The sequence below is a fragment of the Paenibacillus sp. FSL E2-0201 genome (assembly GCF_037963325.1).
GTDB lineage: Bacteria > Bacillota > Bacilli > Paenibacillales > Paenibacillaceae > Paenibacillus_AQ.
The window spans coordinates 6,728,223-6,742,040 of the sequence record NZ_CP150154.1; the positions used below are offsets into that span (position 1 = coordinate 6,728,223).

General features: G+C 41.4%; 11 protein-coding genes. 1 reads left to right on the plus strand and 10 read right to left on the minus strand.

Annotated elements, in window-relative coordinates:
• Positions 1-105: 105 nt before the first annotated feature.
• From NSU15_RS30300 to NSU15_RS30320, 5 genes are all read right to left on the minus strand, one after another.
• A complete protein-coding gene (locus tag NSU15_RS30300) occupies positions 106-1,656 on the minus strand; it encodes an N-6 DNA methylase (protein WP_339288658.1) in 1,551 nt (516 codons plus the stop codon).
• Positions 1,657-2,235: 579 nt separating this feature from the next.
• Complete coding sequence (locus NSU15_RS30305; protein ID WP_339288659.1) at positions 2,236-2,901, minus strand: MAE_28990/MAE_18760 family HEPN-like nuclease; 666 nt, start codon at positions 2,899-2,901, stop codon at positions 2,236-2,238.
• A complete protein-coding gene (locus NSU15_RS30310; RefSeq protein WP_339288660.1) occupies positions 2,888-4,075 on the minus strand; it encodes a DUF262 domain-containing protein in 1,188 nt (395 codons plus the stop codon). Before NSU15_RS30310 ends, NSU15_RS30305 begins: the two co-directional genes overlap by 14 nt.
• Positions 4,076-4,750: 675 nt before the next feature.
• Positions 4,751-5,230 (minus strand): 23S rRNA (pseudouridine(1915)-N(3))-methyltransferase RlmH, encoded by a 480-nt coding sequence (gene rlmH / locus NSU15_RS30315; RefSeq protein WP_339288661.1) that lies wholly within the window; start codon positions 5,228-5,230, stop codon positions 4,751-4,753.
• A 131-nt stretch (positions 5,231-5,361) separates the two neighbouring features.
• Complete coding sequence (locus NSU15_RS30320) at positions 5,362-5,712, minus strand: helix-turn-helix transcriptional regulator (RefSeq protein ID WP_339288662.1); 351 nt, start codon at positions 5,710-5,712, stop codon at positions 5,362-5,364.
• 141 nt (positions 5,713-5,853) lie between these two features.
• Here NSU15_RS30320 and NSU15_RS30325 point away from each other — a divergent pair, with 141 nt between their 5' ends.
• A complete protein-coding gene (locus tag NSU15_RS30325; RefSeq protein ID WP_339288664.1) occupies positions 5,854-7,266 on the plus strand; it encodes an MFS transporter in 1,413 nt (470 codons plus the stop codon).
• A gap of 96 nt (positions 7,267-7,362) precedes the next feature.
• Here the strand turns inward: NSU15_RS30325 and NSU15_RS30330 are convergent, their stop codons facing one another.
• The 5 genes from NSU15_RS30330 to NSU15_RS30350 all read right to left on the minus strand — a co-directional run bounded on the left by NSU15_RS30330 (position 7,363) and on the right by NSU15_RS30350 (position 13,681).
• Complete coding sequence (locus NSU15_RS30330) at positions 7,363-7,530, minus strand: CxxH/CxxC protein (RefSeq protein ID WP_076120603.1); 168 nt, start codon at positions 7,528-7,530, stop codon at positions 7,363-7,365.
• 229 nt (positions 7,531-7,759) lie between these two features.
• Positions 7,760-9,511: a thiol reductant ABC exporter subunit CydC gene (gene cydC / locus NSU15_RS30335; RefSeq protein WP_339288665.1), complete on the minus strand. Its 1,752-nt coding sequence runs from the start codon at positions 9,509-9,511 to the stop codon at positions 7,760-7,762.
• Positions 9,508-11,274, minus strand: a complete 1,767-nt coding sequence (gene cydD / locus NSU15_RS30340; protein ID WP_339288667.1) for a thiol reductant ABC exporter subunit CydD — start codon at positions 11,272-11,274, stop codon at positions 9,508-9,510. Before cydD ends, cydC begins: the two co-directional genes overlap by 4 nt.
• Positions 11,274-12,290, minus strand: a complete 1,017-nt coding sequence (cydB, locus tag NSU15_RS30345) for a cytochrome d ubiquinol oxidase subunit II (RefSeq protein WP_076120605.1) — start codon at positions 12,288-12,290, stop codon at positions 11,274-11,276. Before cydB ends, cydD begins: the two co-directional genes overlap by 1 nt.
• Positions 12,287-13,681 (minus strand): cytochrome ubiquinol oxidase subunit I, encoded by a 1,395-nt coding sequence (locus NSU15_RS30350; RefSeq protein WP_076120606.1) that lies wholly within the window; start codon positions 13,679-13,681, stop codon positions 12,287-12,289. The genes cydB and NSU15_RS30350 overlap by 4 nt, the downstream gene beginning before the upstream one ends.
• Positions 13,682-13,818: the final 137 nt, after the last annotated feature.

Sequence of the window (13,818 nt, forward strand, 5' to 3'; positions counted from 1 at the left end):
ATTACTTTTAGCGAATAGTTAACACTCCATAAGCAAAAAAACTCCAAGTTTGTCTCTCCTATCTTACGACAGGATTTACTTTTCTTGAAAGTGTTTTGATGTATCTCATACTTTGGAGTCGGTTCTAATAGAACCTTGCTCTCTTTTATATTTCTGATTAATATCTTCAAAAACACACATGTTTAGTAAATTATCAAAAGTATAGTTATTGAAAATTTTTGAATTATACATTCTACCTAGTTTCTGAAGTTGTTCAATATTAGGATATTTTATATTTTCTTTTAGGTCAGTAGCATTTATTTGAGTGTTCCCACTAAAAGTTCTAAAGTAGAAATCCACAAAATTTGAATTCATATAGATCCATAGTCCTGTAGCTAGATTAATATCATTTATTTCTTTTCCATTCATATGAAAATAATTAATTTTATTATCAAAACCAACTTTATCACCAAAATATTTTTTTCCATCAAAAATTGCTGCTTTAATTCTGCTAGGCTCTTCCTTAGAACTCATTCTATTTACAAGAACATATAGACCTGAATCCCTTAAATAATTTGCACACTTTTCTGTACTAACTATATAAGGTGGTTTATTACTCTTATAATTAATATCAATATCCATATTTCTTATATTATGAGAGTAAATCATATGGTAACTATTTTCTTCTCTTTCTTTACGCAATGCATCTCTGTTCCGAAAATCTACAATTGGACCAGTCGATATATTCAATCCTAAATCAACTAAACTGAACTCTAAACTTTTCATTTTATTTTCAATTTCCTCATCGACTTCAGGAACAATTCTTATCACTTTCTGTTTATCAGTTGGGAAAACAATTTCCTCATACTTCTTTTCAGATGAAACTATTGTTGAAAAATCATTGTCTTTTGAGGTTAATATATTTACTTTTCCTTGTTTTCTATCTTTTACTACTTTCATTATCACGGTTTCTTGTAAAACATCATCATAGAAGATATCTGTTCTTTTTTCGAATAAGTGAAGAGTATCCAACGAACAAGTTTCTAATAAATCCAACCTAAATTTATTAAAATATGGACCATTACAAAAACTTCTAGGTGTTACAGATACCATTTGTCCATTTTTAACTAACAAAGATTTGCCTATGAATAAAAAAGCAGCATACTGATTTGGTACATAAATATCTAACTGTCTTAGTTCCAAATCATACTCACTATACGCTTCTAACTTTTTGTAAGGTGGATTCATAATAATGAAATCGTAGTAGGTTTTATTTTTTATATTTTTTTTAGCATCCCTTATAAAATCTTTATTAATTATATTAAAAGTAACCTCAATCTTATGTTTAGTACACACGGCTTTACACTCTTCCAACGTCTCATTTAATTTATCTATAAGATTAAGGTCAATTTCATACAAATCTACATGAACGCTTGTAGGTCTAATATTCCAATGAGACATTTTAATCATAAATGATAAGGTTAAATTTCCTGTGCCTGCACCTGGATCTAGTAATTTTATTTTTTTCTTTTTATTAGTATCAAAGAGACTTGCCATATATTCGCCTACTTCTAATGGCGTAAAATACTGTGCAAATCTTTCTTTATTTCGTTTACTTAAACCTTCTATAGAGGTTGTCATTGAGCGTTCATTATTACTTGCATGCAATAAGTTCATATAAAGACATCCTCCCTCTATTACATTATATATTGTCCATTAATAAAATGTAATTACTTTACCTAAATACCTAGCCAATTCACTAAACAATCATTCATAAATTAATGTTAATTCTAGAGTAAAGGACTGAATAATTTCAGGCCACTTCCAAAAAAAATCCCATACAGAGGAGGGTCTTCCCAATTCACTGCATTATCTTTCAACCCATGCCATTCCTATACGCCGGAGGATTCATCACTGTTGACCCAAGTTCTTTACAGTTTCCTTGGGCTTCATCTATATTCACGAGACCCGCCTCCCTCTTTTCCCTTCGTAGGGACTTTTTTACGACGTGGCAGGATTCACTTCATATTGCTGTCTGGGTTGTCGCTCGCCCTATCTCTGACAGGTACTTTTGTCGATGAGCTTTTTCACACAGATTTCGCTAGGTGCAAGCATCCTTGCTACAAAGATGGCTTGGTCCCTCCTTTGGTTGGACATTCACCAACTGGGTAATGCGTGCCTTTGGGCACGCAAAATAGTAAAAAGGGACAGTATACATGTGAATATACTGTCCCTTTTTACTATTTTTTAGTTTTTTTATTTAATATGTCTTTTTTCTTCCGCAGCATCAACAATCTGATTTTTAAAATCTTCCATAATCCATATTACCTGATTATAAAGTTCTTCATAATTATAGTCTTTTCTCCTATAATCTTCACCATGGACTATTTCATGCCTTTGCTTAAGCATTTCATAATCGATATATTTATCTCTAAGTTTATATCTAGAATAATCTAAGTTAAGACTAATTAAGATCTCTTTAAATAATTTAAAACTTAAATTAGATTCTGTGTTAATAATTCTATTAAAGGGCTCATCTGTGTATTCTAGTGTGAATTTTCTTGTAGAACTTCTATCTATGTAATCTAAAACACTGGTATATACTGATATCTTTTTAGTATCCTCTATTTTCGAAAAAGTCTCTCTCACGAAAAAAGCTACAAAATTATTTGTCAGTTCATTTACTTTAAATTTATTATCTATAATATATAAGACATAATAATTTGCTGCTGATCTAACAAACCCTTCCCAATGAGCACATAATAAAGAAATACCACTTCGAATTAGAGTACTCTTACCTAAAGATGTATTATTTTTTTTGATAGCCATTCGCAACTGAAGCAACTCTCTTTTTCTCCAACTAAGATCCTTTTCTATTGCATCTTCTAAGGACTCTAGTTCTTTAAGATTATTCCGTCTCATACATTTCCTTAGATAAATCAGTAAGTATTTTAAATCTTGTTATTGCTCTTTGTCCTTTTTTAGTTGCTTCAACAAATTGTTGGTGATTAGTAATCATTTCAACTTTTCTATTTAATTCATCCTTTTTAGTTTCCCAGTAATCAATATTTTGAGCTAAGCCTGTAATAATTGCCTCATACATTGAAAGGGAAAATTTAGCGTTAGACTTCTTAAATACCTCATCACCTAACACCTCATCTAGAATTTGAAGTGATTTTATCAATTCAGCTCCATATTTGTTTATATCAGATGTATTATCTTCCATCATATTAATTAATTCCTCAGTAAAATAATCTCTAATATTGATACTTAAATCAATATCACTAGTGTCAATATACCTGGATACTAGATACCTTACTACTAATTCCTTATCGAACTGTTCCTGTATTTGTTTCTTAGTTAATTTTATTATTTTTTTGAAAACAGTATTTGTCGAAACTGCATTAATAATATCTAAATAACTCGATCTAATCATTGCCATTAGGCAGTTTCTTAATTCTTGAGGCTTTAACTCAGATATATTAGTGTTCAACCTTTGAAACATTTCATATTTTGCTTTAGGATTCTCTGTACTATCAATAATAATAATATCTAGCTTACCTCTTTTAATTTTCCTTCTTATGTCTGAGGTCAATGACCCCCAATCTACACCTTCTAAGGACGGTAAGTATTTGGTAGATATTAATTTACTTTGTGGGAGTTTTTTCATATGTACCTCAGTTGATTCTATCACTAGAGTTTGTTCACTCTCACTAACTTCAACTGTAGCAGTAGTTCCTTCTTCACTTTCTTCTTCATTTTCTTCATCTTCATCAACAGCAAATTCAAAATCTTCTGGCACGCGGAGTTCTCCCATAAATTCTAGAATAGTACTGATCCTTTGTAATCCATCAATTACGTTCCATTTCCCATCACTCTCTTGTGCTACAAAAACCGGAGGAATTGGGATACCTAAAATAATCGATTCAATTAAATCTGATTTTTGTTTTAAATTCCATCTAAAATATCTTTGATAAGAAGGTGATATATTAATTTCGTCGTCATTATATATATTGGCTAACTCACCGATAGACATAGAATATGAATCTGTTTTAATTTCATTAATATTTCTTTGTATTTCTTCTTCTAATGCCATGCGTTCCTCACCCCTAATTTTATTAATATACCTAATTGTACCATAATTGTTTCTAGTATGATGTCTAAATAACTATCTATGAGATTCTATTAAATTATCCGGATTTCCTTGTAATTAATTATATAGTATTCACCTCACTGATACTAAAAATGCTGGTACGATAAAAATGGCTTCAGTAATATACGTAATAAACTGTTAGTAAATAGGGTAATCTCTTTGACTCATAATATAGATAAAGACTTGCTCAGCTCTTTAACTACAACTGTATCACTACTACATCGGGATGATTCTTCTTTAATCCCTTAACGATTGCTCCAATTTCTTCAAGTGTTCTACCTGTAAATCCTCCTCCGAAAAAATTTATTCTCAAAGTTTTCTTTCTTATAATCATCGAAAGCAGACTCTTTTCCCCAAATAATATTTATCTCACCAGTCTCACCGACAGTAATAATTCATCCTGAATATATGAAAAACTTCCCCTCTCAGCAGAATTATAAAAACCTCGCGTGTACCCTTCAGCTTCAGAAAACCAACGGATTTGGACTCCGCTTTGTAAATCAGTTCGCTGTCACTTGGCAGATACAGTTGAGGCTTTCTAAAATAATACTGTAATATTATGGTTTTCGTCAATGATATAGAGATATTACGATCATCTAATTTATCAAAATTTTCGCTCTACTTATGATACGGCTCCCCCCGATTTATCTTCACCGCGCGATAAATCTGCTCCACCAGCACCAGGCGCATGAGCTGATGGGGCAGCGTCATGCGCCCAAAGCTCATGCGCTGCTGCGCGCGGCGCATGACCTCATCGGAGAGCCCGTGGCTCCCTCCGATGACGAACACGACATGGCTCGTCCCGTAGGTGCCGAGCCTGTCAATTTCTGCGGCAAGCTCTTCCGAGCTCCATAGCTTGCCGTCAATCGCGAGCGCAATGACATGCGCCTCGCTCTTTATGTGCGCGAGGATGCGTTCGCCCTCGCGCGCCTTAACAATACCAACCTCTGCTTCGCTTAGAGAGTCGGGTGCTTTTTCATCTGCCACCTCAATCATCTGAAACTTCAGGTACGGTGTCAGCCGTTTAGCATACTCCGCGATGCCATTAATCAAGTACTTTTCCTTCAATTTTCCTACGCCAATAATTTGAATAAGCATAAGTTCCTCCTGTCAAAATCCTCTATAGAAATAGCAAAAGGACGCGCAATAGGCCGTCCCTTGAGTTTTAGCAAGTAGCTTCCTAATCTTTCGCATTCCTTAAATGTCCTATTCTTCAGACAATCCATCCCCTACTTACTCTCCTCCCGCTCTTCCATTGCAAAATCCGGCTTTTCCCCAGCTTCGTAAGCACCCAATATAGAATCCAGCAAGCCTGGGAACCTTGCGTTAAGATCCTCCGTCCGCAGCGACAGTATGCGCTGGGTTCCTTGCACCCGCGTAAACACAACCCCTGACTCGCGCAGCGTACGGGCATGATGAGACATGGTGGATTTGGCGATCGGAACGTTGAATCCGTTGCAAGCCTGTTCTCCATTTCTATGAATATCCGATACGATATGGAGGCGAATCGGATCGCTGAGCGCATACAATACGGAAGCAAGCTGAATGTCCTTGCGGTCCGGATGAAATAGTATTTTCATGGATGATTATCCCCTTTGTCCTACTTTTAATGCGAAAAAAATATTGGAGTTCCTAATTGCATTTTATATCAACGCATGCTATATTTCAATTGTTCGTAAGTAATCGAACTATTAAACAATAATAAAAGGAGTGCTTCGCACATGACTTCTGTAAATAACCTTTCCGCGAGTGCGGATCATGAAGCCTCCGCTCCGGAAGCGACTCTTCCACGGGAAGGCCTGCTGACTCTTCTGTTCAGCATCGCTGTGGTTCTCGTCATCATGAATACAGCCATGTTCAATCTGGCACTGCCTGATGTAACCGAAGCCTTCGGCATTACAGCTGCATCCGCTTCTTGGATTGTTACCGGGTATTCCATTATGTTTTCGATTGCCTCAATCACGTACAGCCGGCTCTCTGATTTTTTGCCGATCCGCCGCCTGCTGGTGATAGGTCTGTTGACGCTGGGCTTTGCGGCTGTAGCCGGCTTCTTCAGCACCAACTTTATCTTTCTGCTTATCGTGCGCATTCTACAGGCGTCGGGCGCGGGCGCAGTAATGTCCTTATCTCTTGTTCTGTTTACACGTTATGTCCCGCAAGCCCGTCGCGGCAAAGCGATGGCGACGATTATGTCAGCCGTTTCACTCGGCCTAGGCCTTGGTCCGGTCGCGGGCGGAGCCATCGTCGAATATCTCGGCTGGATCTGGTTGTTCGCTGTAACGGCAGCTATTTTGCTTCTTGTGCCGTTGTTCCTTATCCTGCTGCCTAAAGAGGTGCCCACCCGAGGCTCCTTCGATGTGCTTGGTGGGCTGCTCTTGGGCGTCGGCACCACCGGTCTGCTGTTGTTCCTGACTAGTGGGCTGTGGGTGGCCTTAGTCGCTGGACTTCTTGCCATCGCTTTATTTGTTGGCCGCATCCGCAGCACGCCCGACCCATTTGTAATGCCCGCACTATTCCGTAACCGCTCATATCTCGTGCTGGCGGTGGTCGGTATCGCCTCCTATCTGTGCAGCTTCGCCACCTTGTTCCTGCTGCCACAGATTTTGACTCATCGCTTTGGCTTCAGTGCAAGTCATGCCGGGCTTGTGATCTTTCCAGGATCGCTGCTCGCAATCTTCGTTTCCCGTTCCGTCGGACGAATCATCGACCGTTATGGCAATGCGGGGATATTACGTTTCGCTCCACTACTTGTGCTGACTGCTACCGTCCTGTTCGCTGTTTTTGCGGGGCGATCCTGGATTGCCGTCATGCTCATCTATATGATTATGAGTCTTGCCTTCACTACATTGTCCAGTAGTGTATCCAATGAAATCTCACGGATTCTGCCTTCCTCACAAATCGGCTCCGGGATGGGGCTGTTCCAGTTACTGCAATTCTTTAGTGGCGCCTTCAGCGTAGCTATGGCCGCAAGTGCACTGGAATGGCAGCGTGGGCTGCCGCTCCGGGCCGCTTACTCCAACATTTACTGGGGACTCTCTATTGCGGCGCTAATTGCCATCATCTCAGCCATTGTCTACCGCCGTAACAGCCGAGGTAGTTCACTGGCTAACATGACAGATGCGGCAGATGCATAAGACTAATGAGCCCTCCAATATAGTTTTCCACGCAAAAACACCTTGCGGCCCATTTCCGGGACTGCAAGGTGTTTTTTTATAAGTCTTAACGGTCCTTTAGACCACCAAATATTCAGCGTTCTTCTCACATTGGGTGCACTTTGCCGGCGGGTCCCAGTCAGAGAATTCCGTTTCCTTCAAATCCACTACATCTGGTGCATCTTCATACTCGTCCACAAACAAATCAATAGCTAATTCCACATGTTCTTTACATACTACATACATTCAACCAAGCATCCCTTTCTGTGCCGCTACGGCCTAATACTCCTTCTATTGTTCTACCATACTTCCCACGAAAATGGAACTCCTATCTATCCATTCCAGCGATCTGTTCATCCATTGTCTATATTCTTGCCCTTCAACAAAAAAAGATTCCTCCCACCCCGAAGGGCAAAAGGAATCTCATCACTTCTCTCTCTCTATTTTCTATAAATATTATTTTAAACTCTCCATCCTACCCTAGAAACTCCACCGGACGATCCAGCTCATATAATCTGCGGTAACGCGGTTCTTTTTTCATCAGCTCCGCATGGGTTCCACGCATTTCTACCGAGCCATTTTCCATAAAAATTACTTCATCCATCTGCTCCGCACCGACCAAATGATGCGTTACCCAAATTAGTGACTTACCCTTCATGGCTTCGAACATTGTCTTCAAAAGATCACGTTCCGTCCGCGGGTCCAACCCTACAGTCGGTTCGTCTAGTATGACGACAGGTGTATTTTGCAGCAAAATACGAGCTAATGCTATCCGCTGACGCTCTCCACCGGAGAAACGTTGTCCGGCTTCACGGACAAAGGTATCATATCCATCTGGCAACGAGGAGATCAACGTATCCATTTTGGCTAAGGCGCCAGCTTCTTTAATCGCTTGTTCGGAAGCCTTCGGATCACCCATACGAATATTGTTGGCTACCGTAGTGTCGAATAAGTGTGGGCTCTGATTAAGCACCGCTATAATAGAAGGAATATGCTCACCATAGGCATCTGCAGCGATACCATTAATCGTAACCGAGCCGTCAGAAGGCTCAATAACACCTTGAATAGCCTTTAATAACGTCGATTTACCCGCACCACTTCGGCCGATGATCGCAATCTTTTTACCTTGTGGAATGTCGAGGCTGAGATCGCGAACCGACCAGTTAGCCTCTGAACCATAGTAGTAACCTACATTTTCGAGCTTGATGTGAGCACTCTTCATGGCCTGAGGTAGAGCATCGACTACAGTTACTTTTTCAGAGACGATGTTCTGCTCAGTTCCATTTACACCAGACAATCGCTCTAAGGAGTTACGGTACTGCGGGATTTTCTCCACCGCTTCAGACACTGGCAGAAAGGCATCTGCTACAGGAAAAACAACCAGTACGAACGCCGCAATCAATGTGCCCGCAATAGCACCATCTGCAAACTCTCCAGCGGCCCAATACAGCATAGAAAGCACGCCAATCCCAATTACCGCTTGCCCAATGAACGTACGAAGGCGTGCCCAACTGCGCAGCGCTGCATCGGTTTGGGCTACCTTTCTCTCATCTGCTTCATAAGTGTCTACGAACTGGCTTTGCCGCCCACTAATGACCCAATCACCCATGCCAAGCACGGCGTCAGTCAGCTTTTGATAAAGACGATTACGCTCTACTTTCACTTCACGTTGGCGCTTCTGTGTGAAGAGCAGAGATAAGAACGGCAACACCACTACTAACACCAATATATACAGAGCCATCAATAGCGCAAAAGCGATATCAAAAGTACCCAGTGCAATCACAGCAGCCCCGTAAATCAGCAAAGCAATGACGCTTGGAAATACGGTGCGCAGATATACATTTTGTAAATATTCAATATCATCCGCAAGCATCCCGAGAATATCCCCAGTGCGGAAACGTGAGGACAGAAACAACGCTTGAGGCTCCAAAATATTGTACAAACGCACACGCATCTTAGATAGAATTCGCAAAATCGTGTCATGCCCAACTAGGCGTTCCACATAATGAATCACAGCCCGACTCGTCCCGAACGTCCGCACACCGACAATCGGTACATAGATCATTAGTATATTTTCGACAGGTGTAGATGCTTTTGAGATCAGAAATCCTGAGGTATACATTAATGATGAGGCTGTAAAAATCGTCAATGCCCCAAGCACGATAATAAGCACAAAACGCCAAAAATACGACGATACATACGGAGCAAACCATCCTTCACGTTTCAATGGATTCCCTCCAATTGCGACCCAATCAACTCATAATACGCACCCTTGCGGGCAAGCAACTCCTGATGGGTACCGATTTCTGCCACTTGTCCTTGCTTCATTACTACAATAATGTCCATATCCAGCATCCAGTGCAGGCGATGTGTTGCCAAAAAGACCAGCTTACCTTCAAAAAGAGGCACCATCGTCTCCTTCAGCTCATATTCGGTCTCAATATCCAGATGTGCCGTTGGCTCATCTAATAACATAATCGGACGACTGCTGAGTAAAGCTCGAGCCAGCGCAACCCGCTGCTCCTGCCCACCACTGAACGAACGACCTCCGCCGCCGATCATTTCATCCAAGCCATTCGGAAGGGTCGCCACCAGCTCCGATAATCCGGTAGCTTTCACAGCTGCAGCCACAGCTTCCATAGAAGCCTCTGGGTAATAAAAGCGAATATTATCAGCCAATGTACCGCTAAAAATATAAGGACGCTGTGGGATATATGAAGTCTGCTTTCTCCAAGCCTCATCCGTTAATGCGCTAACCGTTGTACCGTTAACCGTGATACTTCCTGAAGTAGGGTGCAAAAAGCCCCCTAATATATCCACTAACGTAGATTTACCGGCCCCGCTCTCTCCGATAATTCCAATTTTGCTTGCTCCTTTAAATTGCAGGTTCACCGCTTCCAGCGAAGAAAGACCGGCTTCCTCGTATTTCACACTGACATCCTTTAATGTAATTACGCTATTTTTATGCCAAGTGAATATCTCTTCTGATGTTTTTGATGCAGAATCTAAGGCTTGATTACCATTAGAACCTACTACTTCAGCTTTCACTTCATCCTGATCTATAATGCTTTTCATTGCCTCAGCGGCTTCCTTACCATCGAGAGTAGCATGGAAATCTGAACCCACCAATCTGACAGGCAAGAAATATTCCGGTGCCAAGATCAGAATGGTTAAGCCAGTAACAAGCGTCATCTGATCGTTGACCAGACGCAGACCGAGACTTACTGCAACGGAAGCAACGGATAACATCGTAAAGAAGTCCAGTGCAAATGAGGACAAAAAGGCTACTCGCAGTGTACGCATCGTCGCCGAGCGATATCGATCGCTGACGGTGGCAATACTCGTGCTATGACTACGGCTGCGGCCCAGAAATTTCAGCGTTTCTAGCCCACGGAGGGAGTCTACGAAATGATTAGATAAGGTGCGATAAGATTTTAGCTGACGGTCCATCTGCTTGCGAGCCGTCATCCCGATCAAGATCATAAAAACAATAATAATCGGCATGGTGATCGTAAGAATAATCCCACTCGCGGTATCCATCTTGTAGATATAAATAAGCACCAAAATCGGTGTAATTGACATCCCTACCATTCTAGGGATAATCGCTTCTAAATATGTGCGGAACTTTGTTACACCTTCCAGCACAAGTGTGACAAGATCCCCGGTTCCACGCCCGCCCACCATTCTGGGTCCAAGCTGGAAGAGCTTATCCATCATTTCCCTCCGCATGTTGCTGCCCGTTGCTTCCGCAAAGCGGTAAGAGATACGGCTCATCAGCATGGCGCAAGCATGGCGCACTAGAAATGCAAGAAGGAACAATAGCGAAGTAGCCCATTGTTCCTTCAGAGGTTCTCCCGCAAATAGCGCAGAGATGACTTCTGCCAGCCATTTGGCCAGCAGAAGTATGGGCATGCTTTGCACCAGGGTAAGGAGGCCAACGATCAGAAAGACCGGCTTAACTCCTTTATACCCAAGCAAATTTTTATCCATTAGTATTCAAGATGCTCCTTCTCGTGAACGCGTTTATGAAAGACAAAGTAACTCCAAATTTGATATCCCAATACGAATGGAAGGATGGTCAGTGCCACAATCGTCATTACCTTTAAAGAGTAATGTCCCGAAGCCGCATTGGTGATTGTCAAATTAAAGGCTTGATCGATTGAACTAATCATAACACGTGGGAATAGTCCTACAAAGACTGAAGTTACCGACAACGCCATTACTGCTCCTGTCATTCCAAAAGCGTAGCCATCCTTCTTCTTCTTCATAAAATAACCCGATAGCACAAAAGCGATAATTCCGAGCGCTACAATAATCATAAGAACCGTTCCGCGCTGCTCGAAGATATCAGTCATATTATAAGTCATAATCACAAAAGCAGTAAATAAAACTGCAAGTGGGATCAACAATCTTTGTGCCATCTTCCGAGCACGAGCCTGTAGATCACCCACTGTACGCAGTGTTGTGAACATGAGACCATGCACCAAACAGAGAAGAACTACCGTAAGACCTGCTACTACAGTATATACATTCACGATATCTGTAAAACCTGCGTACATTTGCATATCGCCATCAATAGGCAAACCTTTAATAAAGCTGGCGAACACTACCGCAAGGAGGAACGGTGGGAGGAAGCTGCCAATAAAGATACAAGCATCCCAAGTTCTTTTCCAAGCTACAGAATCTCGTTTACCTCTGAATTCAAAAGCGACACCACGCGCAATCAAGGCTAATAAAGCAAAGACAAAAGGAATATAGAATCCGCTAAACAACGTTGCATACCATTCCGGAAAAGCCGCGAACATTGCGCCCGCACCCGTTAGCAGCCATACCTCATTAGCATCCCAGAAAGGTCCGATAGAGTTAATCAGTACCCGGCGCTCTGTATCATTTTTAGCGAGAATCTGTGTTTCCATTCCTACGCCGAAATCAAAACCCTCCAGAAAGAAGAACCCTATAAACAGAACTGCAATCAGCACAAACCACAATTCATTAAGAGATATCATTGGGCGCCCTCCTCATTATATGGATCATGCGAATCCCCGTGATCGTTATCCATCGCATAAGGACCTTTTTTAATTACTTTTATAAACAAACCAATCAGTACTAATCCGAGAATTGCGTAAATCGTTGTAAAAGAAATAACAGAGAATAGAACCTGACCGCTCGTAATATTAGGCGACACACTGTCTTCCGTGGTCATCAGTCCGAATACCGTCCATGGCTGACGCCCGAATTCGGTCATGACCCAACCCGCTGTATTCGCGATTGGAGGAAGCAGTAATCCCCATAACATAAACCGCATAAACCAGGTGTTTGGACGGTCCATCTTTTTGCGCCACATTAAATACATAGCGTACATACCCAGTACAATCATTAACGTTCCTGCTAGAACCATGATCCGGAAACTCCAGAATGTCGTACGTACAGGTGGAATATAGTCACCGGGGCCATAGGTTTGCTCATACTCAGCTTGCAGTTCAAGCATACCTTTAACTTCACCGGAAAATTTACTGTATGAAAGGAAGCTCAGCATATACGGAATTTGAAATTCTCCAGTACTTTCTTGCTTCTCAGGATCAATATTTGCCCATACGGTCCAAGGTGCTGGGTCACCACTCTTACCCCATAGTCCTTCGGAAGCCGCCATCTTCATAGGTTGAGTCTCAACCAAATACTGTGCTTGCGCATGGCCTGCCACGGCTACACCGATAGAAGAAATAATACCTACGATAGCTGCAATTTGAAAAGATTTCTTAAAGAAAGATACATCTTGTTTCTTCAATATCTTGTACGCACTAATACCCGTTACTAGGAAGGCACCTGTTGCATACGCAGCAAGAACCGTGTGCGGGAATTCAACCAACAATTGTCCATTCGTAATAAGTGCGAAGAAATCATTCATTTCTGCACGACCATTATTAATCGCAAATCCTACTGGATGCTGCATAAAGGAGTTCGCTGCCAGGATCCAGAAAGCAGATAACATCGTACCGAATGCTACCAGCCAGATGGAGGCCAAGTGCACTCTCTTGGACACTTTGTCCCAGCCAAATATCCAGATTCCAATAAACGTAGACTCCAGAAAAAAGGCTGCCAATGCTTCTACTGCAAGCGGAGCCCCGAAGACATCACCCACAAAACGTGAATAATCAGACCAGTTCATCCCGAACTGAAATTCCTGTAAAATCCCTGTAACTACCCCTACTGCAAAATTGATGAGGAACAGCTTTCCCCAGAACTGCGCCATTCTTTTGTACTCTTCATTGCCTTTTCTAACGTACATGGTCTCCATAATGGCAATCAAGAGCGCTAGTCCGATTGATACCGGTACAAAGAAATAGTGGAATATTGTCGTCGACGCAAATTGTATACGCGACAGCATTACTGTATCCATATTTTTCCCTTCCTTCTCCCCTTTTCGTTAATTATATTGTGTCAAAAATTTAAACGTCTTTTTGTGATTAATGTCACACAAAGGGGTGTATTTAACGGTAAAATTCAAATGATTTGTGACAAAAATCACAATTTACC